Genomic DNA, 17774 nt, shown 5'->3' on the forward strand with positions numbered 1-17774 from the left:
CTGGCTCACCTCCTGGGGAGCAGCAAAGAACGGTGCCAGTCATGAAACGCGGGCAGTACGGCACGCAGTACGCGGAAGGCCGATATTCCACCGCGGAACGTGCCGATACGGACGAGCTCATGCTCCGGAGCGTCCACGATCACCCGGACGGCCGCAACCGGACGGTTCCAGCCATCTTCGGCGGCCCGGGTGGCCGTCCACAGGGTGGCCGCGGACTCCATGTCGACCGCGATGGCGCCGGTGGCGCGCAGCTGGGCGCGTTCCTGGCCGCGGACGACGTGGTCGGATCCGGTCAGTGCGCCGGTGTGCACGGTCCGGCCCGGAGCGGCCCGGGCCAGTGCCTCGGCGAGCAGGGCGGTGCCGGCGCACGTGACGGTGCCCCGCGGGTCCCGGGTCTCCTCGGCGACGACGAGGTCGCCGGGGCTCATGCCGGGGACCAGCCCGGCGCAGAACCCGGTGGCCAGGACCGGGGCAAGGTGCAGCCCCGGCTCGGCGAGCGCCCGGCCGACGGCCCGCTCGGCGGCGCGCGGGCCCATGCCGGTCCGCAGGACGGAGTAGCCGGGTGCCGTGCGGGCGCCGCCGCGGCTGCCGCCGCTGCGCAGGGCCGCCTGCTCGATGCGCAGGGCGCAGGCGACCAGCAGCGGGGCCGGCGGCGCGGCGGGCGGCGGCGCGGGCGGCTCGGGCCCGCCGGCCCGGGCGGCGGCCATCATGCCTCCCCGGGCGCGAAGGGTTCCCCGTACAGATAGCGGCCGAGCGCGGTGAGCGGGAACACCTGCCGGTACAGGTGGTAGTTGATGGAGAAGTCCCAGGGGAAGCCGGTGCCGGTGAAGTACGGCTCGTCCCAGGAGCCGTCCTCCAGCTGGGTATCCACCAGGTACCCGACGCCCCGCTCGACGGCCTTGCCGTCCCGCTCCCCCGCCGAGAGCAGCGCCATGAGCGCCCAGGCGGTCTGCGAGGCGGTCGAGGCCCCCTTCCCGGCCCATGCCGGGTCCTTGTACGAGCGCTGGTCCTCGCCCCACCCGCCGTCCTCGTTCTGTACGGATTCCAGCCAGCGCACGGCCCGCCGGATCGCGGGATGCGCCGGGGCGATGCCGGCGGCGGTCAGGGCCGGGACCACCGACCCGGTCCCGTACACGTAGTTGGTGCCCCATCGGCCGAACCAGGCCCCGGTGGGCTCCTGTTCGGCGAGCAGCCAGGCGATGCCGCGCCGGGTCCGCGGGTCGGCGGCCTTGCCCTCTACGGCGAGCATCTCCACCACGTGGGCGGTGACGTCGGCCGACGGCGGGTCGATGACCTCGCCGAAATCGCAGAACGGCAGCCGGTTCGGGAAGGGGCTGGTGTTGTCGGCGTCGAAGGCGCCCCAGGCGCCGTTCCTCGACTGCATGCCGAGGTTCCAGGAGACCCCGCGGGCGATGGCCGCCTCCATCCTGGCCGGGTCCGGGTGCCGGATCCGGCGCAGGGCGAGGACCACCTCGGCGGTGTCGTCGATGTCGGGGTAGGTGTCGTTGTGGAACTCGAACGCCCAGCCGCCGGGGGCGAGTCCGGGCCTGCGGACCGCCCAGTCGCCGGTGCGGACGATCTCCTCGCCGAGCATCCAGTCGGCTGCCTTCACCAGCGCCGGGTGGTCGGGCGGCAGGCCCGCGTCGGCCAGGGCGATGGCGGCGAGGCAGGTGTCCCAGACCGGGGACTGGCAGGCCTCGATCATCCGGGTGGGGGCGCCTCCCCGGCCGTCAGGCCCAGCGGGACCGTCCTCGCGCCACACCGCGAACCGGTCCAGGGACTCCAGGCCCGCCCGCATCACCGGGTGCGCGAGGTCGTACCCGAGCAGGTGCAGGGCGATGACGGAGTACACGGCGGGCGGCTGGATGCCGCCCCAGCAGCCGTCGTTCTCCTGGCGCTCGATGATCCAGCGGGCGGCGGTGTCCATCGCGGCCTTGCGCAGCCGTCGCGGGGCGAACCGGCGGTAGACGTGCAGGACCTTGTCCATCCGCTGGAAGGCGCCCTCCCAGCTGGCGAGGGGAGCCGGGCGCTCGGCGGGGTACGGGCGCCGCGCGTCGGTGTGCAGCTCGTCGAGGGCGAACGGGGCCGGGCGGACGGGGCGCTGGGCGGAGACCACGGTCAGCGGCACGATCGTCTGGCGGGCCCAGCAGCCGAAGTCGTAGATGTTCAGCGGCACCCACGGCGGCAGGAAGACCAGCTCGGGCGGGAGTTCGGGCAGGTGGTCCCAGCTCCACCAGCCGAACAGGGCCAGCCAGATCCGGGTGAAGACACGGGCGGCGGCGATCCCGCCGTGGGCCCGGACCCAGGCCGAGGCGCGGGCCATGTGCGGGGCGTCGGGCGGGTCGCCGGCGAGCCGAAGGGCGACGTACGCCTCGATGGTGGCGGAGAGTTCGGGCGGCCCGCCGTGGAAGGTGGCCCAGGTGCCGTCCCCGCGCTGCTCGCCCCGGATGAAGAGTGCGGAGGCCTGCGTGGTGGCCTCGTCCCGGATCCCGAGGAACTGCCGCAGGAGCAGGTCCTCGGCGTCCATGGTGACGTTGGTCTCCAGGTCGCCCTTCCACCACCCTGCCGCGTCCTGGCGCGCCAGCAGGTGCCGGGTGGCCCGCGCGGCGGCCTCCTGCGCACCCTGCACCGTGTCCGGGCTGATGAAATCCGGGTCGGCGCCGGGGGTACCGGCGCCGTCGGTCGTCGCTGTCATGGCTTCCCCTTACGTGGCAGTTGTCCTCTGCTGTGCTGGGGTATGCCGTCGGCCGGGCGCTCCTGTCAGGTGGCGCCGGCCGGCGACTCGCGAGTCATATCCCTGCTCGGGTGGCGATCACCTCTTGCGTACGACGACGAAGTCGGCGAGGGCGACGAGCTGTTCGCGCACCCGCTGCGGCATGTCCACGTCGTCCAGCGCGCGGATGGCGATCGCGTGCTGGCGGCGCGCCTCCTCGGCGGTCCACTCGCGCCCGCCCGCGGCCTCGATGAGCGCGGCGCGGGCCGCGAACTCCTCCTCCGAGAAGTTCTCGAAGTCGTTGCTCTTGGCGTCGGCGGCGAGCAGCTTCGCGAGCTCCTCGCAGGCGGGTCCACCCGCCGCGAGGGCGGCGACGACCGGCAGGGACTTCTTGCGCTGGCGCAGGTCGCTCCAGGTCTGCTTGCCGGTGGACTCCGGGTCGCCCCAGATGCCGAGGAGGTCGTCGACGGCCTGGAAGGCGAGGCCGAGGTGGTAGCCGTACTCCTCCAGCTTGTCGGCCGTACGGTCGTCCGCGCCGCCGAGGACGGCGCCGATGGAGACCGCGCAGGCGAGCAGGGCGCCGGTCTTGTTGCCCTCCATCTCCAGGCACTCCTCGACGCTGACGCGCTCGCGGTGCTCGTAGGAGATGTCCTGGGCCTGGCCGTCGATGAGCTTGCGGCTGGCGGTGGTCAGCCGGCGGGCGGCGCGGCCGGCCTCGACGGTGCCGAGCTCCAGCAGGACCTCGTTGGCGAGGGCGAAGAGCGCGTCGCCGACCAGGATCGCGAGGGCCGGGCCGTGCACCTTCCACACCGTGTCGCGGTGGCGGCGCTGCTCGTCGCCGTCCATCAGGTCGTCGTGCAGCAGCGAGAAGTTGTGGACGAGCTCGACGGCGACCGCGCCGGGGATCCCGACCTCGGCCGCGGCTCCCGCGGCCTCGGCGGAGAGCAGCGCGAGAGCGGGGCGGACGGCCTTGCCGCCGTCGCCGTCGGCCGCGTTGCCCTCGGCGTCGATCCAGCCGAAGTGGTACGCGGCGACGGTGTCCATGGGCGCCGCGAGCCGGCCGACTGCGGCGCGGAGCACGGGGGTCGACAGCGCGCGGCCGCGCTCCAGGAGGGCGAGCGTGTCCGCCTTCTCGACGCCCCCTCCGGCTGCGCCGTTGCCGGCGTCCGTGTTCTCGACAGCCGGATTCCCCGGGTTCACTGGCTCTCCTCTGTTTCCTGTACGTGCTGTTCCGGTCGTGCTGGTGATCGTCATGCCGCCTCCTGCAGGGGGTGCTCCCGGTGGCGGCCGAGCGCGGCGAGTGCGGCGTGCGCCGCACTCAGTCCGCTGCGGACAGCGCCCTCCATGGTCGCGGGCCAACCGGTGGCGGTCCACGCACCGGCGAGGTAGAGGCCCGGCGTGTCGGTCCGCGCCCCGGGGCGCAGCCGGCCGACGCCGGGGGTGGGGGCGAACGTGGCCGTCCGCTCCCGGGTGACGAAGAAGTCCCGTACCTTGGCGCCCCGCGCGGCCGGCAGCAGCCGTTCCAGCTCGGGCAGGTACTTCGTGCGCAGCACCGAGACGGGCTCGTCGATGTCGTCCTGGGCGGCCGACTGGGACAGGGCCAGGTACTGGCCGCCGTCGGGCAGCCCGGAGGCGTCGGTGCGGTCGAAGACCCACTGGACCGGGGAGCCGAGCGCGGCGAAGAAGGGCTGCTTGAGCACCTTGCGGTCGTAGACCACGTGGACGTTGAGGATGGGCGCGGTGCCGATGTCGAGGAGCTTGTCCGGGTCGGCGAGCGCACCGGGCGGCAGCAGTCCGTGGGCCTCGCGCTGCGGGACGGCGAGGACGACGGTGCCCGCGTCGAGGGACCCGCCCTCGGTGTCGACGCGCCAGTTCCCGTCCTGAGTACGGGAGATGGAGGTGACGCGGGTGCGCAGTTCGGTGCGTACGCCGGCGGCGTCGAGCTGCTTGCGGGCGAGGGTGTCGTGCAGGTCGCCGAGCGGGACCGAGGCCCAGCCGATGTCGGCGGCCCCGTTCTCGGAGAGCAGGCCGGTCTTGAAGACCATGGCGGCCAGGCCCAGCGAGGACTGGTCGGCGGTGGCGTTGAGCGTGGCGATGCCGACGAGGTCCCACAGGGCCTCGATGGTGCGCGGGCTCTGGCCGTACCGCCCGAGCCAGGTCGCGAAGTCCAGACCGTCCAGCGCCGGGTCGGCGGGGTCGAGCCGGCGCAGCGCGAGGGCGGCGCGGCCGACGCTCACGCGCTCGGCGAGCGAGAGGTGCGGGTAGCGGGCCAGGGAGCTCGCCAGGTGCAGGGGTACGGGCAGGGCCGTGCGGCGCAGCCGGCCCAGGCGTGGTCCGCCGGGGTGGGCGACGTCGAGTACGGGTACGTCGAGCCGGTCCTGCAGCGGTGCGAGGCCGGCGCCCTCGATGCGGTCGAGGAACCACCGGTAGGCGGTGCAGCAGCGCAGGTAGACGTGCTGGCCGTTGTCGACGGTGAGCTCGCCGCGCTTGAAGGAGAAGGCGAGCCCGCCGAGCCGCGGGCGGCCTTCGAGCAGGGTGACCTGCACTCCCGCGTCGGCGAGTTCGAGGGCTGCGGTCACTCCGGCGAGGCCTCCGCCGATGACGACGGCGCGGTTGTCGCTGCCGCTCATGAGCCCTCCCCGGTGCCGTGGCCTGCCGCGCCCGCCTGGAGGGACGCGGCCGTGCGGACGGGGGTTGCGTCGGCGCCCGGCCGGGGCGTCGGGCGGGGCGTCCCGGTCACATGCGCCTCCGCGTGCTCTGGCGCGAGATGGTCCGCGCGTCGAGGCCGGAGAGTCCGCGGACGGCGACGTACGCCTTCTCGTGCGTGGGCAGCGAGACACGGCCGCGGAGTACGGCCTCGGGCTCCCGCTCGATCCGGTCGAGGAGGCGCCGGTAGATGCCGGCCATGGCGGCGACGCAGGCGCCGCTGCGCCGGTCGAGCATCGGCAGCAGCCGGTAGCCCTCGACGAACAGGGCGCGGGCGCGCCGGACTTCGTGGTGGACGAGTCCGGCGAAGTCGGCCCCGGCGGGCATCCGGTCGCTCCCGAACCCGTCCGAGCAGCCGAACTTGGCGAGGTCCTCGGCGGGCAGGTAGGTGCGCCCGTTGCCGGCGTCCTCGCGGACGTCGCGCAGGATGTTGGTGAGCTGGAGGGCGAGGCCGAGGGTGTCCGCGTACTCGTCGGCGCGCGCCGCGTCGGATGCGCCGAGGCCTGCGGTGTTCACCGTGCCGAACACGCCGAGGGAGAGCCGCCCGATGGCTCCGGCCACGCAGCGGCAGTAGACCTTGAGGTCGTCCCAGGTCTCGTAGGTCTCGCCGCGGACGTCCATCAGGACGCCGTCGATGAGCTCGTCGAGGCCGCCGAGCGGAATGGGGAAGCGGCGGGCCGCGTGGGCGAGGGCGACGGCTACCGGGTCGGTGTCGTCCTCGTCGATCTCCTCGGCCCGGATCCGGCCGAGGACGGCGCGGGTCTCCTCGAGCCGGGCGAGCTTCGCCTCGGGAGCCAGCGTGCCGTCGCCGATGTCGTCGACGCGCCGGGAGAACGCGTACAGCGCGGACATCGCCTGCCGCTTGTCGGAGGGCAGCAGCCGGATGCCGTACGCGAAGTTGCGCGCCTGCGAACCGGTGACGGCCTCGCAGTAGCTGTAGGCCGCCAGGACCGGCGCGGATGGTGCGGACGTGTGTGCGGAACCCTCCACGGTCGGGCTCACCCCTTTCTCGGCGCTGTGCGCAGGACGGTGGCCACCTCGCGGAGCAGGCCGCTCCGGGTGGGCTTGGGCGGGCCGGGGAGTACGTCGAAGCCGGCGGCGGTGACGGCTCGCAGGGCGGCACGCCCTCCTCCCACGAAGCCCGCGAGCAACAGCCGGAGCCTGCCGTGCACGCTACCCACGAGCGGGGTGCCTTCATTCAGGAGGTCGCGGGCGCGTTCGGCTTCGAACGCGACCAGGGACCGTACGGACGCTCCTGCGTGGTGGGCCTTGAGGTCGGCCTCGGCCACGTGGAAGCGGCGCATGTCCTCGGCCGGGAGGTAGATCCTGCCCCGGCCGAGGTCCTCCGCGACGTCCTGTACGTGTTCGACGATCTGCAGGGCGGTGCAGACGGCGTCGGAGCGGCGGATCCGCTCGGGGGTGCTGGTGCCGGTGAGGGAGAGCACGAGGCGGCCGACCGGGTTCGCGGAGAGCTCGCAGTACGCGAGCAGGTCGCCGTACGTCTCGTAGCGCGTGACGTGCTGGTCCCGGCGGTTGGCCTCGATGAGCCCGAGGAAGGGCTCGGGGGTGAGGCCGTGGGCGCGGACCACGGGCCGCAGGGCCAGCAGCAGGGGGTGACGCGGCGGGCCGTCGGAGCCGCCGAAGACGCGACGCAGGTCCGCCTCGAGCGCGTCGAGCATCGCGAGCCGGTCGTCCGCCGCGGCGGGGTCGAGGCCGAGGAGTACGGCGTCGTGGCCGCCGGGGGCGAGGTCGCCGTCGCCGATGTCGTCGACCAGGCGGGCGTACCCGTACACCGCCATCAGGCCGTCGCGCCAGGCGCGCGGGAGGAAGGACGGGGCGACGGGGAAGTTCTCCGTCCGCGCCTTGCCGAGGGTGGCGCGCGCGTGGAGGTCGGGGGCTGTGGGGGCCGCGTCCCGCCGTGGCCGGATACCGTTCCCGGCGGTCACCGCCCGCCGCCCGCGCGGGGGACGGCAGTAATGCCTGGGGGCCGGAGAATTCCCGTAGCCATTGCCGTCACATCTCCCGTTCTACACTGCCGACCCAATACATCCTATTTCGGACACGCCGCCGGACTTTCCCCGGGGTACCCCAGGCCGTTCACCTGCGGGGAATCGTCCCCTCTGACCGCGATTGAGGCCTGCTCCAGCTTACGCTGTACAACGCCGCGGCAGCCGCTCGGGTATTCACTCCGCTACCGAATGTCGGCGCCGGGCGTCCCGGACATGCCGAAGCCCCCGCCGCTCGAGGCGACGGGGGCCGGCACGGGCCGCGTCAGGCGCTGGTCGCCTTCTCGTAGGCCGAGACGACTTCCTCGGTGGGCCCGTCCATCAGCAGTTCACCCTTCTCCAGCCACAGCACACGGCTGCAGGTGTCGCGGATGGACTTGTTGTTGTGGCTCACCAGGAAAACGGTTCCGGCATGCTTGCGCAGTTCGCGGATGCGCTCCTCGGAACGCACCTGGAACTTGCGGTCACCGGTAGCCAGGGCCTCGTCGATCATCAGAACGTCGTGGTCCTTGGCCGCCGCAATGGAAAAGCGCAGGCGCGCCGCCATACCGGAGGAGTACGTGCGCATCGGAAGGGAGATGAAATCGCCCTTCTCGTTGATGCCCGAGAAGTCGACGATGTCCTCGTAGCGGTCCCGGATCTGCTCGCGGCTCATTCCCATCGCGAGACCGCCGAGGACCACGTTGCGCTCACCGGTGAGGTCGTTCATCAGTGCGGCGTTGACACCCAGCAGCGAGGGCTGGCCGTCGGTGTAGACCTTGCCGGACTCGCAGGGCAGCAGGCCGGCGATGGCTCGCAGCAGGGTGGACTTGCCGGAGCCGTTGGAGCCGATGACGCCGATGGCCTCGCCGCGGTACGCCGTGAAGGAGACGCCGCGCACGGCGTGGACCCGGCGGACGCCCGGGGCATCGCCCTTGCCCCGGCGCATTATCTTGCTCAGCGCGGCGGTGGCGCTGCCCTTGCCGGAGCTGCCGGTGTTGACGCGGTAGACGATGTGCACGTCGTCGGCGATGACGGTGGGGACGTTGCCCCGGTAGTTCTCAGCCACGGCCGTAACGCTCCTCAGCCTTCCAGAAGTACACGAAACCGCCGAGGCCGATCACGACGGCCCAGCCGACGGCGAACGCCCAGACGTGCGGCGGCAGGTTCTCCCGGCCGTAGTCGTCGATCAGCGCGAACCGGACCAGGTCCATGTAGATCGCCGCCGGGTTCCACTGGAGCACGTCCGAGACCCACGCGGGCACGTCCCTCTCCTCGAGCGCCCCGCTGATCGAGAACATGACGCCCGAGGCGTACATCCACGTACGCGTGATGAACGGCATCAGCTGCGCGAGGTCGGGGGTCTTGGAACCCATCCGCCCGAAGACCAGCGCGAGGCCGGTGTTGAAGATGAACTGGAGCGCCAGGGTCGGGATGACCAGCAGCCACGACAGCCTCGGGTAGTTGCCGAAGCCGACCGTGACGACCACCACGACGATCATCGAGTACAGCAGCTGCTGGAGCTGCTGCATCGAGAAGGAGATCGGCAGGGAGGCGCGCGGGAAGTGCAGGGCGCGGACCAGGCCGAGGTTGCCGGGGATGGCCCGGACCCCCGCCATCAGCGAGCTCTGGGTGAAGGTGAAGACGAAGATGCCCGTCACCAGGAAGGGGATGTAGACCCCCTTCTCCATGCCCCGGCCCGCGTTCAGGATCAGGCCGAAGATCAGGTAGTACACCAGCGCGTTGAGCAGCGGGGTCGCCACCTGCCAGATCTGGCCGAGCCTCGCCTCGCTGTACTGGGCCATCAGCTTGGCCCGGGAGAACGCCATGATGAAGTGGCGCCGGTCCCAGAGCTGCCGCACGTACTCGGTCAGGGTCGGCCGGGCACCGCTGACGGACAGGCCGTACTTCCTGGCGAGCTCCGCCGGGGTCAGCCCGGCGTCTTCGGACGGCGGCTTGCTCGTGGCGAGGGCGCCATCCTGGGTTGTGTCACTCACAAGTTGAAACTTTCCGTCTTCAAGATGCGGCAGAAGGTGGCATCGGGCCTGGGGCGCTCGGCCCGTGACGCGTCATGTTCTCAGACGCGAGCGTGTCAGATGACAGGCGGTCGGCCCAGCCGGGTCAGCCGCCAGACCGTGCGCCACTTCATGGGGCGCCGGGGACCGCAGGGGGTGGTCCATCCCTCCTTGAACCCACCGAACCAGGCCTTGAGCGCCGGCGCCGACGGTCTGCGCAGGAGCGTCAGCAGGAGCCAGACGCCCAGGTAGACCGGGACCAGCGGGGCAGGCAGGTTACGGCGGGCGAGCCACACCCGGTTACGGGCAACCATACGGTGGTAGACCGCGTGCCGGGAGGGGGCGGTCTTCGGATGCAGGAGCACCATGTCCGCCCGGTAGTCGATCAGCCACCCTGCGTCGAGTGCCCGCCAGGCCAGATCGGTCTCCTCGTGCGCGTAGAAGAACTCGCCCGGCAGCGCTCCGACCTGCTCGAACACCCTCGTACGGACGGCGTTGGCGCCGCCGAGGAAGGTGGTCACGCGGGAGGAACGCATCGGGTCCGCGGCGCGCAGCCGCGGCACGTGCCGGCGCTGGGTCTCGCCGGACTCCGGATCGGCGATCCGGAAGCTGACGATCCCGAGCTTCGGGTCCTCGGCGAAGGCCTGCCGGCACAGCTCGGCGGTGTCGGTGCGCTCCAGCAGCCCGTCGTCGTCCAGGAAGAGCAGGGCGTCGACCTCGCGGCCGCCGGGGCCGAAGGCCTCGATGCCGACGTTGCGGCCGCCGGGGATGCCCAGGTTCTCGGGCAGGTCCACGGTGCGTACACCCGGCGGCAGCTCCGCCAGCCCGGTGACCTGGACGCCCTGGCCCACGACGACGACCTCGACCGGGTCACCGTCCTGGCGGGCCACCGAATCGAGGAGCGCCTTCAGCTCGTCGGGCCGGTTGCCCATGGTGATGATCACGGCGCCCAGCCGCATCGGCGTCGTCACTTGAGCCTGCTCGAGGCCAGGATCGAGACGAGGTGCAGCACCGTCTGGAGCATGGCGATGCCGGCGAGAACAGCAACACCGAGCCGGGAGAAGAACAGGTCGCCCCGCATCTGGTCCAGGACGGCCAGCAGCAGGATGAGCAGCGAGGCCTCGATGCCGAGGACGAGCCGGTGGAACTTCAGCGCGGACGCGGCCCGGCGGGCGAACGCCATGCCGGAGGAGCGCGGCTCGGCGGCGGACTCCGCCACGGGCGCCTTGCCGGTCTGGTGCCGGGCGACGCCGACCAGGTCGGTCTCGGCCTTGATCAGGATGGCGCCGAGGGCGGCGAGGGTGCCCAGGAAGGCCCACAGCCAGTCGATCCGCCCGGTGCCCCACAGGTCGGAGGCGCGCAGGCCGAAGCCGACGAGGACCGCCGCGTCGCACAGGTAGGCGCCGACCCGGTCCAGGTACACGCCGGAGAGCGAGAACTGCTTCTTCCAGCGGGCGACCTCGCCGTCGACGCAGTCGAGCAGCAGGTACAGCTGGACCGCCACCACGCCGAGGACGGCGCCCCAGATGCCCGGCACCAGCAGCGCCGGGGCCGCCAGGACACCGGCGAGGGTCATCACGTAGGTCAGCTGGTTGGGCGTGACCTTGGTGTTCACCAGGACGCGGGTGATGCGCAGGGAGATCTCGCGCATGTACAGGCGACCGCCCCAGTGCTCGCCACTGCGCCGGTCCTTGACGCCCGGCGGGTGAACGACGGGCCGGAGTTCAGCTACGGATGGTCTTGGCATAGTCGGCGTAAGCGTCCCTGATCTCGGCTGCGGACAGATTGAGGTGCTCCAGGATCGTGAAGCGTCCCGGACGGGTCTGGGGGGCGTACTCGACGGCCGCGACGAACTCGTCCACGCTGAACCCGATCTCGGCGGGCAGCACGGGCAGCCCGTGGCGGCGCAGCACCTGCACGAACAGCTCGGACTGCTCCTTGGCGCCGCGCAGGTACATCGCGAAGGCGGCCCCGATGCCCACCTGCTCGCCGTGGAGCGCGGAGCGTCCGGGGTAGAGCAGGTCGAAGGCGTGACTGATCTCATGGCACGCGCCGGAGGACGGGCGGGTGTCCCCGCTGATCGCCATGGCGATGCCGGAGAGCACGAGGGACTCCGAGAAGACCGTGAGGAACTCGTCGTCGCCGCAGCCGCCGGGGTGGCGCAGGACGGCCTCGCCCGCCGTACGGGCCATCGCGGCGGCCAGGCCGTCGACCGGCTCGCCGTTGAGGCGGTGCGAGAGCTCCCAGTCGGCGATCGCCGAGATGTTGGAGATCACGTCGCCGATGCCGGCACGGACGAACCTCGCCGGGGCTTCCTTGATCACGTCGAGGTCGATGACCATCGCGATCGGCATGGGGACGCCGTAGGAGCCCCGGCCGTTGTCGTTGTCCAGGATGGACACCGGCGAGCAGATGCCGTCGTGCGAGAGGTTGGTGGCGACGGACACCATCGGCAGCCCGACCCGCGCCGCGGCGTACTTCGCCACGTCGATGATCTTGCCGCCGCCCAGGCCGACCACCGCGTCGTAGCGGCGGCCCTTTATGTCGTCGGCCAGCTTGACCGCGGAGTCGAGGGTGCCGTCGACGACCGCGTACCAGTCGGCGTGCGGCAGTACGGGCTCCAGCTTGGCGCGCAGCACCTGGCCGGAGCCGCCGCTGATCGCGATCGCCAGCTTGCCGGACGCCGAGATCCGCTGGTCGGCCAGGAGGCCGGCCAGGTCGTCCATGGCGCCGCGGCTGATGTCGACGACGACCGGGGAGGGGATGAGCCTCGTCAGTACTGGCATGCGATCGTCCGGCCCTTGGCGAGGTCGTCGTGGTTGTCGATCTCGACCCACTTGACGTCGCCGATGGGGGCCACGTCGATGACGAAGCCGTCGTTGACGAGCTGCTGGTAGCCGTCCTCGTAGTACAGGTCGGGGTCGCGCTCGAAGGTGGTCTTCAGCGCCTCGGCGAGGGCCTCGGCGGCCTCCGGCTCGATGAGCGTGACGCCGATGTACTCGCCGGTGGCGTCGGACGGCTCCATCAGCTTGGTGATCTTCCGGACGCCCTTGGCGCCGTCGACGACGACCTTCATCTCCTCGTCGGCCAGGCTCTTGACCGTGTCCAGCGCGAGGATGATCTTCTGGCCGTTGCCGCGGGCGCCGAGCAGGGTCCGCTCGACGGAGACCGGGTGGACGGTGTCGCCGTTGGCGAGGATCACACCCTGCTTCAGAACGTCACGTGCGCACCACAGGGAGTAGGCGTTGTTCCACTCCTCGGCCTTGTCGTTGTCGATCAGCGTGATCTTGACGCCGTACTTGGCCTCCAAGGCCTCCCGGCGCGCGTAGACAGCTTCCTTGCGGTAGCCGACGACGATCGCGACCTCGGTGAGGCCGACCTCGGCGAAGTTGCCGAGGGTGAGGTCCAGCACGGTCAGGCTTTCCTCGTCGCCTTCGGGGCCGACGGGCACGAGGGCCTTGGGCAGGGTGTCGGTGTAGGGACGCAGGCGGCGTCCGGCACCGGCAGCGAGTACAAGGCCGATCATGCTGGTTCTCCTTCGTCATGTACGGCGGGTGCCCCGGAGGAGACCCAGAAGCGGATGCTCTCCACGAGCACCACGAGTGCCACGAACACGGCCAGTGCCGTGAGCGCGACGGGGAAGTCCGTGGCGCGCGTCGCCAGGACGGAGGCCAGGACCACGGTCAGCAGCACCCGGCCGTCGTGACCGCCGATCGTCCACACCAGCCACCGCGGGGGCGCGCCCGAGCCACCGCGGATGCGGTAGACCGTGTCGTAGTGATGGTAGGCGACCGCCGCGACCAGTCCGAATGCCGCGGGGAGCGCCCCGGGGACGTCCGCCTTGACGGCCAGGGCCAGGACCGTCAGGTACTCGGCGGCCCGGAACAGCGGCGGGAGCAGCCAGTCCAGGGCGCCCTTGAGGGGCTGCGAGACCGCGCCGCCGGCGAATACGGCGTAGAGCAGCGCGCAGAAGACGGCCGTACGGCTGCCGAACGGCTCGACCCAGGCGGCCGCCACCACCAGGACGGAGCCGGCCGCGGCGAAGAGCAGGCGCATCCGCTGCACGGGGCGGGCGGACAGGCGGGCGAACACCTCGGCAAGCGGTCCGGAGTCGGCGAGGTCGGCCAGCGCCTGGGCGGCCCGGTCGGTGCGCCTGGCCTTCCGGGTCAGCGAGCGGAGCACCCGGCCTGCGGTGGTGTAGAGGGCTCCGAAGGCGCAGCCGATGAGCAGGGCGTAGAACACGATCCGGGGGCTGGTGGCCGCGGTGAGCACCGCGATCATGGCCCAGCGCTCACCGATCGGCAGGATGATCATCCGCCGGACCCAGACCGTCCAGCCGACGCTGTCGAGCTTGTCGGACAGGGCCGCGGTGGGGCTCGTGTTGGCCGTGGCGTCGTGGTTGGCCTCGTTGAAGGAGAAGTCCACGACATGGCGGCAGGTCATGAGGATCATCGCGCCGAGCGCGAGGGCCCATACGTCGTCGCCGTTCCTGGCCGCGCCGAGCGCGAGGCCCGCATAGAAGGAGTACTCCTTCGCGCGGTCGAAGGTCGCGTCGAGCCAGGCGCCCATCGTCGAGTACTGCAGCGAGTAGCGGGCGAGCTGCCCGTCCGTGCAGTCCAGGACGAAGGAGACGAGGAGGAGCACGCCGGCGGCGACGTAGCCCCAGCGCTCGCCGGTGGCGGCGCAGCCGGCCGCGATCAGCGCGGTGATCAGGGAGGCGGTCGTGACCTGGTTCGGGGTCAGGCCGCGGCGGGCGCACCAGCGGGCGATGTAGCGCGAGTACGGGCTGATGAAGAAGGTGGTGAAGAAGCCGTCGCGGGACTTCACGGCGGTGCGCAGGCGCACGGCCTCGTCGTCGACGGCGGCGACTGCGGCGTCCGCCGCGGCGCGCTCCGCGTCGTCGGCGGGGACGGCGGCGACCAGGGTGCCGAGCTCGGGGCGCTGGACGGTGGTCCCGGCGGCCTCGACGGCGGCGGCGAGCCGGTCCGCGTACGGGCCGTCCCCCTGCGCCGGGAGGGCCGCGGCCTTGTCCAGGGCCGCGCGGGCACCGGGCTGTACGGCGAGGGCGCCGGTCACGGCGCAGGCGTCGAAGCGCGGGTCGGTCAGTGCGAGCCGCAGCGCGTGGACGTGCCCGACGAAGGCGCTGTCGACGACGGCGACACGCTGGTCGGCGGAGACGCCGGCCAGCACCGCGGCGGTGTCTTCAGGCCCGGCAGCCGGGCGGACGTCGAAGCCGAGGGAGCGCAGCTCGTCGGTGAGCGGTGATCCGGGGACCGGCAGGCCGGTGAGGATGACGGTCGACAGACGAACTCACTCCTTGCAGCGAACACTGGACGGCCGCCTGGTGGGGGCGGCGGCACGTCGGCAGAGGCTATCGGATGAAAGGAAGCCGGGGTTCACCACCCGTTTGCTCCCCGATAACCCTAATATTCCGGGGCCTCGGGCCCTGGCGCGATCATCATTGACGATCACGTCCAGATACCACAAACCGCCTGGATGTTAAGGTGAAACGGCTTGTCGAACCGTCGGAACAGCCGAGCGGGAGGAGGTGGGTTGATGACCGTCGCAGTGGTCGCTGCCGAGCGCGGCGAACTCCGGTTCATCCCCTCTTCCTTCCGGGCGTCCGGCCGGGCCTGATCACACCGATCCGCCGCGTCGGCCGGAGCCCCCTTCCCAAAGGGGTCACGTTGACCGACATCACTGGTGACAAGAACAACACCGACAACACCCGCAGCGCCTGGCGCACCCGGCCCGAGACCCCGGCCGACGCGGCCGCCGTACGGGCCGTCAACCTGGCGGCGTTCGAGACCCCGCTGGAGGCGGACCTCGTGGACGCGCTGCGCGCGGACGCCTCCTGGCTGCCGGGGCTGTCGTACGTGGCCGAGGGCCCGGACGGGTCGGTGGCCGCACACGCACTGCTGACCCGCTGCGAGGTCGACGGGGTCCCGGCCCTCGCCCTCGCTCCGGTGGCGGCCCGTCCCGCGCACCAGCGCTCGGGCGCCGGCAGCTCGGTCGTACGCGCACTGCTCGCGGCGGCCGCGGAGCGGGGGGAGTCGCTGGTCCTGGTCCTCGGGCACCCGGCGTACTACCCGCGCTTCGGCTTCGTACCGGCCTCGCGGTTCGGGATCCGGGCGCCGTTCGAGGTGCCCGACGAGGTGATGATGGCGTTGGTGCTGGACGCCTCCGTGCCCGTCCCGCAGGGCACCATCGCGTACCCGGCACCCTTCGGGATCTGACCGCTCGTGTGATCTGCCCCTCGCCGCTTACCACGCGGCGGGGGCGGACATGCGCGGATCACCGAAGTGGGGACAAGCCTCTTTTGTACGGCAGACTGAAGGCCGAAGTCCGAAGCGAAGGATGGGTATGCCGACCACACCAGCCACCGCCGCGAACACCGCGTCCCCCGGCACCGGCACTCAGGAACCGATCATGCTCGAACTGGTCGATGAGTCCGGCAACACCATCGGCACGGCGGAGAAGCTCTCCGCCCATCAGGCGCCCGGTCTGCTGCACCGGGCCTTCTCCGTGTTCCTCTTCGACGAGCAGGGCCGCCTGCTGCTCCAGCAGCGTGCCCTGGGGAAGTACCACTCACCCGGCGTCTGGTCGAACACGTGTTGCGGCCACCCCTACCCCGGGGAGTCTCCGTTCGCGGCGGCGGCCCGGCGGACCTACGAGGAGCTGGGCCTGTCGCCCTCGCTGCTCGCGGAGGCGGGGACCGTCCGCTACAACCACCCGGACCCCGCGTCGGGTCTGGTGGAGCAGGAGTACAACCACCTGTTCGTGGGACTGGCACAGGCGCAGCTGCGGCCGGATCCGGAGGAGGTCGGCGACACCGCGTTCGTCACCGCCGGGGAACTGGCCGAGCGGCACGCCGAGGCGCCGTTCTCCGCCTGGTTCATGACCGTGCTGGACGCGGCCCGGCCCGCGATCCGGGAACTGACCGGTGATGCCGCGGGCTGGTAGCCCGTACGCCGCTGCGACCGCCGGTTTTCCGACCGCGGGGTCTCGGGTCTCGGGGACGCTCAGACCGCGGGGGTCCGCGCGCCCGGCGTGGTGAGCGGCAGGGCCGCCCAGATGACCTTGCCGCCCGTCGAGGTGTGCTCGACGTCGCAGACCCCGCCGGACTCGAGCGTGATCTCGCGCACCAGAAGCAGGCCCCGGCCGCCGGTCTGGCCGAAATCCGCCTCCAGTGCCTTGGGGCGGTACGGGTGGTTGTCCTCGACCGCCACCCGTACCCATTCCCGGCCGATGGCGACCTCGACCGCGACCTCCGGCGAGAGCAGGGCCGCGTGCCGGACCGAGTTCGTCACCAGTTCGGAGACGATCAGCAGCAGGGAGTACACCAGGTCCCGGTGGGCCGGGACGCCCTGGCGGCCGAGCAGGTCGCGGACGGCGCGGCGGGCCTGCGGAACGGATTCTTCTACAGCGGGCACGGTGAACCGCCACACGCCTTCGTACGCGAGGGGGTCGGCCGGCGCCTCCGGCTCACCCTCCTTGGCTGGCGGGACGCTCCCGCTGACATCCATCTTCCGGCCCCCGTCTTCACGCTCGATCGTCTCCACGCGTCCAGAGTGGGGAACGGGCTGGTCCGGACCGGACCCCTGACCAGAAGTCAGCGTCAATCGGACGCTTTCTGACCGTTGGCGTATGACAGCGTCAGTTGTGCGACTGTTCCTGATCTTCTGCGGGACCCTTCTCGGCCGCGGCACCCGCCCCGCCCACGGCCGCCGGGACCTCGTCTTCCCTGACCAAGCCCAGAATGCGCCGGGCGCTCATGCCCAGGACCAGCAGGCTCAGCCCGTCGAACAAGAGGGCGAGGGAGAAGAAGGTTCCGATCACGTAGAGACTGTTGCCCGGCCAGTTGGAGAGGACCAGGAAACCCAGCAGGATGCCGAAGGCTCCCTGGACCAGGTTCAGCCACAGGTGCGCCCCCCGCACCACCAGGCCCCCGACCAGCCGGAACAGCCCGCCGATGAGGAAGAACAGCGCGGCGAACATCGTCAGCGCCTCGGCGCTCGCCTCGGGCCGTCGCAGGATCACGAAACCGGCGGCGATGTTGATCGCGGCGACGACGACGGCGAGCCAGAAGTGGTTGCTCTTGCGGGACTGGAACGCCTGGACCAGGCCCACCAGGCCGCCGGCCAGCAGCAGCCAGCCGAACAGGAACATCGTCGTCAGGGTGGCGAAGGCGGCGTAGAACAGGCCGACCAGTCCGGCCACCACCAGGAGCACCCCGAGCACGGCCAGCAGCCCGAAACTGCGCTTGAGCTGCTTCGTGTCCTTGGCCTCGGCGCCGGTCCCGGCCGCGGAACGGTCTGCGCCCATGGTCGTGCCACCTTCCAGCACCCCCCGGAC

General features: G+C 71.9%; 17 protein-coding genes. 2 read left to right on the top strand and 15 right to left on the bottom strand.

Going from position 1 to position 17774, the window contains the following annotated elements; genetic code table 11:
- Nucleotides 1-5: 5 nt before the first annotated feature.
- The 13 genes from ACZ5WG_RS20220 to ACZ5WG_RS20280 form a co-directional block, all read right to left on the bottom strand.
- The gene (locus ACZ5WG_RS20220; protein WP_468725062.1) at nucleotides 6-707 is read right to left on the bottom strand and encodes a phosphorylase family protein; all 702 of its coding nucleotides are present in this window, start codon (nucleotides 705-707) and stop codon (nucleotides 6-8) included.
- Complete coding sequence (gene shc, locus ACZ5WG_RS20225; RefSeq protein ID WP_468724808.1) at nucleotides 707-2695, bottom strand: squalene--hopene cyclase; 1989 nt, start codon at nucleotides 2693-2695, stop codon at nucleotides 707-709. Before shc ends, ACZ5WG_RS20220 begins: the two co-directional genes overlap by 1 nt.
- A gap of 117 nt (nucleotides 2696-2812) precedes the next feature.
- A complete protein-coding gene (locus ACZ5WG_RS20230; protein WP_468724810.1) occupies nucleotides 2813-3913 on the bottom strand; it encodes a polyprenyl synthetase family protein in 1101 nt (366 codons plus the stop codon).
- Between the two features lie 50 nt (nucleotides 3914-3963).
- The gene (hpnE, locus tag ACZ5WG_RS20235; protein ID WP_468724811.1) at nucleotides 3964-5343 is read right to left on the bottom strand and encodes a hydroxysqualene dehydroxylase HpnE; all 1380 of its coding nucleotides are present in this window, start codon (nucleotides 5341-5343) and stop codon (nucleotides 3964-3966) included.
- 106 nt (nucleotides 5344-5449) lie between these two features.
- Nucleotides 5450-6421, bottom strand: a complete 972-nt coding sequence (gene hpnD, locus ACZ5WG_RS20240; RefSeq protein WP_468724813.1) for a presqualene diphosphate synthase HpnD — start codon at nucleotides 6419-6421, stop codon at nucleotides 5450-5452.
- Entirely contained in the window at nucleotides 6418-7347 is a 930-nt protein-coding gene (hpnC, locus tag ACZ5WG_RS20245) for a squalene synthase HpnC (RefSeq protein WP_468725063.1), read from the bottom strand. The genes hpnD and hpnC overlap by 4 nt, the downstream gene beginning before the upstream one ends.
- Nucleotides 7348-7690: 343 nt before the next feature.
- Entirely contained in the window at nucleotides 7691-8473 is a 783-nt protein-coding gene (locus tag ACZ5WG_RS20250) for an ABC transporter ATP-binding protein (protein WP_468724815.1), read from the bottom strand.
- Nucleotides 8466-9401: an ABC transporter permease gene (locus tag ACZ5WG_RS20255; RefSeq protein WP_468724817.1), complete on the bottom strand. Its 936-nt coding sequence runs from the start codon at nucleotides 9399-9401 to the stop codon at nucleotides 8466-8468. The genes ACZ5WG_RS20250 and ACZ5WG_RS20255 overlap by 8 nt, the downstream gene beginning before the upstream one ends.
- 95 nt (nucleotides 9402-9496) lie before the next feature.
- Complete coding sequence (locus tag ACZ5WG_RS20260; protein WP_468725064.1) at nucleotides 9497-10378, bottom strand: glycosyltransferase family 2 protein; 882 nt, start codon at nucleotides 10376-10378, stop codon at nucleotides 9497-9499.
- A gap of 8 nt (nucleotides 10379-10386) precedes the next feature.
- Nucleotides 10387-11166, bottom strand: a complete 780-nt coding sequence (locus ACZ5WG_RS20265; RefSeq protein ID WP_468724819.1) for a CDP-alcohol phosphatidyltransferase family protein — start codon at nucleotides 11164-11166, stop codon at nucleotides 10387-10389.
- A complete protein-coding gene (locus ACZ5WG_RS20270) occupies nucleotides 11144-12205 on the bottom strand; it encodes an iron-containing alcohol dehydrogenase family protein (RefSeq protein ID WP_468724820.1) in 1062 nt (353 codons plus the stop codon). Before ACZ5WG_RS20270 ends, ACZ5WG_RS20265 begins: the two co-directional genes overlap by 23 nt.
- Nucleotides 12193-12945, bottom strand: coding sequence for a phosphocholine cytidylyltransferase family protein (locus ACZ5WG_RS20275; protein WP_468724822.1), 753 nt, complete (start codon nucleotides 12943-12945; stop codon nucleotides 12193-12195). Before ACZ5WG_RS20275 ends, ACZ5WG_RS20270 begins: the two co-directional genes overlap by 13 nt.
- On the bottom strand, nucleotides 12942-14723 hold the full coding sequence (locus tag ACZ5WG_RS20280; protein WP_468725066.1) for a DUF5941 domain-containing protein: 1782 nt from the start codon (nucleotides 14721-14723) through the stop codon (nucleotides 12942-12944). The genes ACZ5WG_RS20275 and ACZ5WG_RS20280 overlap by 4 nt, the downstream gene beginning before the upstream one ends.
- A gap of 383 nt (nucleotides 14724-15106) precedes the next feature.
- Here ACZ5WG_RS20280 and ACZ5WG_RS20285 point away from each other — a divergent pair, with 383 nt between their 5' ends.
- Nucleotides 15107-15655 (top strand): GNAT family N-acetyltransferase, encoded by a 549-nt coding sequence (locus ACZ5WG_RS20285; RefSeq protein WP_468724824.1) that lies wholly within the window; start codon nucleotides 15107-15109, stop codon nucleotides 15653-15655.
- A 127-nt stretch (nucleotides 15656-15782) separates the two neighbouring features.
- Nucleotides 15783-16382: an isopentenyl-diphosphate Delta-isomerase gene (gene idi, locus ACZ5WG_RS20290; protein ID WP_389413771.1), complete on the top strand. Its 600-nt coding sequence runs from the start codon at nucleotides 15783-15785 to the stop codon at nucleotides 16380-16382.
- A 59-nt stretch (nucleotides 16383-16441) separates the two neighbouring features.
- Here idi and ACZ5WG_RS20295 read toward each other — a convergent pair whose 3' ends face one another.
- Both ACZ5WG_RS20295 and ACZ5WG_RS20300 read right to left on the bottom strand, forming a co-directional pair.
- A complete protein-coding gene (locus ACZ5WG_RS20295) occupies nucleotides 16442-16945 on the bottom strand; it encodes an ATP-binding protein (protein ID WP_468725067.1) in 504 nt (167 codons plus the stop codon).
- 130 nt (nucleotides 16946-17075) lie between these two features.
- Entirely contained in the window at nucleotides 17076-17744 is a 669-nt protein-coding gene (locus tag ACZ5WG_RS20300; protein WP_468724826.1) for an HdeD family acid-resistance protein, read from the bottom strand.
- Between the last annotated feature and the right edge of the window lie 30 nt (nucleotides 17745-17774).

The sequence above is a fragment of the Streptomyces sp. NPDC032745 genome (genome assembly GCF_055579465.1).

What these genes read in the sequence shown, in the direction of transcription:
- idi (WP_389413771.1), top strand. Translation starts at nt 15,783, where the DNA reads ATGCCGACCACACCAGCCACCGCCGCGAACACCGCGTCCCCCGGCACC.
- ACZ5WG_RS20275 (WP_468724822.1), bottom strand. Translation starts at nt 12,945, where the DNA reads ATGATCGGCCTTGTACTCGCTGCCGGTGCCGGACGCCGCCTGCGTCCC.
- ACZ5WG_RS20270 (WP_468724820.1), bottom strand. Translation starts at nt 12,205, where the DNA reads ATGCCAGTACTGACGAGGCTCATCCCCTCCCCGGTCGTCGTCGACATC.
- ACZ5WG_RS20300 (WP_468724826.1), bottom strand. Translation starts at nt 17,744, where the DNA reads ATGGGCGCAGACCGTTCCGCGGCCGGGACCGGCGCCGAGGCCAAGGAC.
- ACZ5WG_RS20260 (WP_468725064.1), bottom strand. Translation starts at nt 10,378, where the DNA reads ATGCGGCTGGGCGCCGTGATCATCACCATGGGCAACCGGCCCGACGAG.
- hpnE (WP_468724811.1), bottom strand. Translation starts at nt 5,343, where the DNA reads ATGAGCGGCAGCGACAACCGCGCCGTCGTCATCGGCGGAGGCCTCGCC.
- shc (WP_468724808.1), bottom strand. Translation starts at nt 2,695, where the DNA reads ATGACAGCGACGACCGACGGCGCCGGTACCCCCGGCGCCGACCCGGAT.
- ACZ5WG_RS20265 (WP_468724819.1), bottom strand. Translation starts at nt 11,166, where the DNA reads ATGCCAAGACCATCCGTAGCTGAACTCCGGCCCGTCGTTCACCCGCCG.
- ACZ5WG_RS20295 (WP_468725067.1), bottom strand. Translation starts at nt 16,945, where the DNA reads ATGGATGTCAGCGGGAGCGTCCCGCCAGCCAAGGAGGGTGAGCCGGAG.
- ACZ5WG_RS20220 (WP_468725062.1), bottom strand. Translation starts at nt 707, where the DNA reads ATGGCCGCCGCCCGGGCCGGCGGGCCCGAGCCGCCCGCGCCGCCGCCC.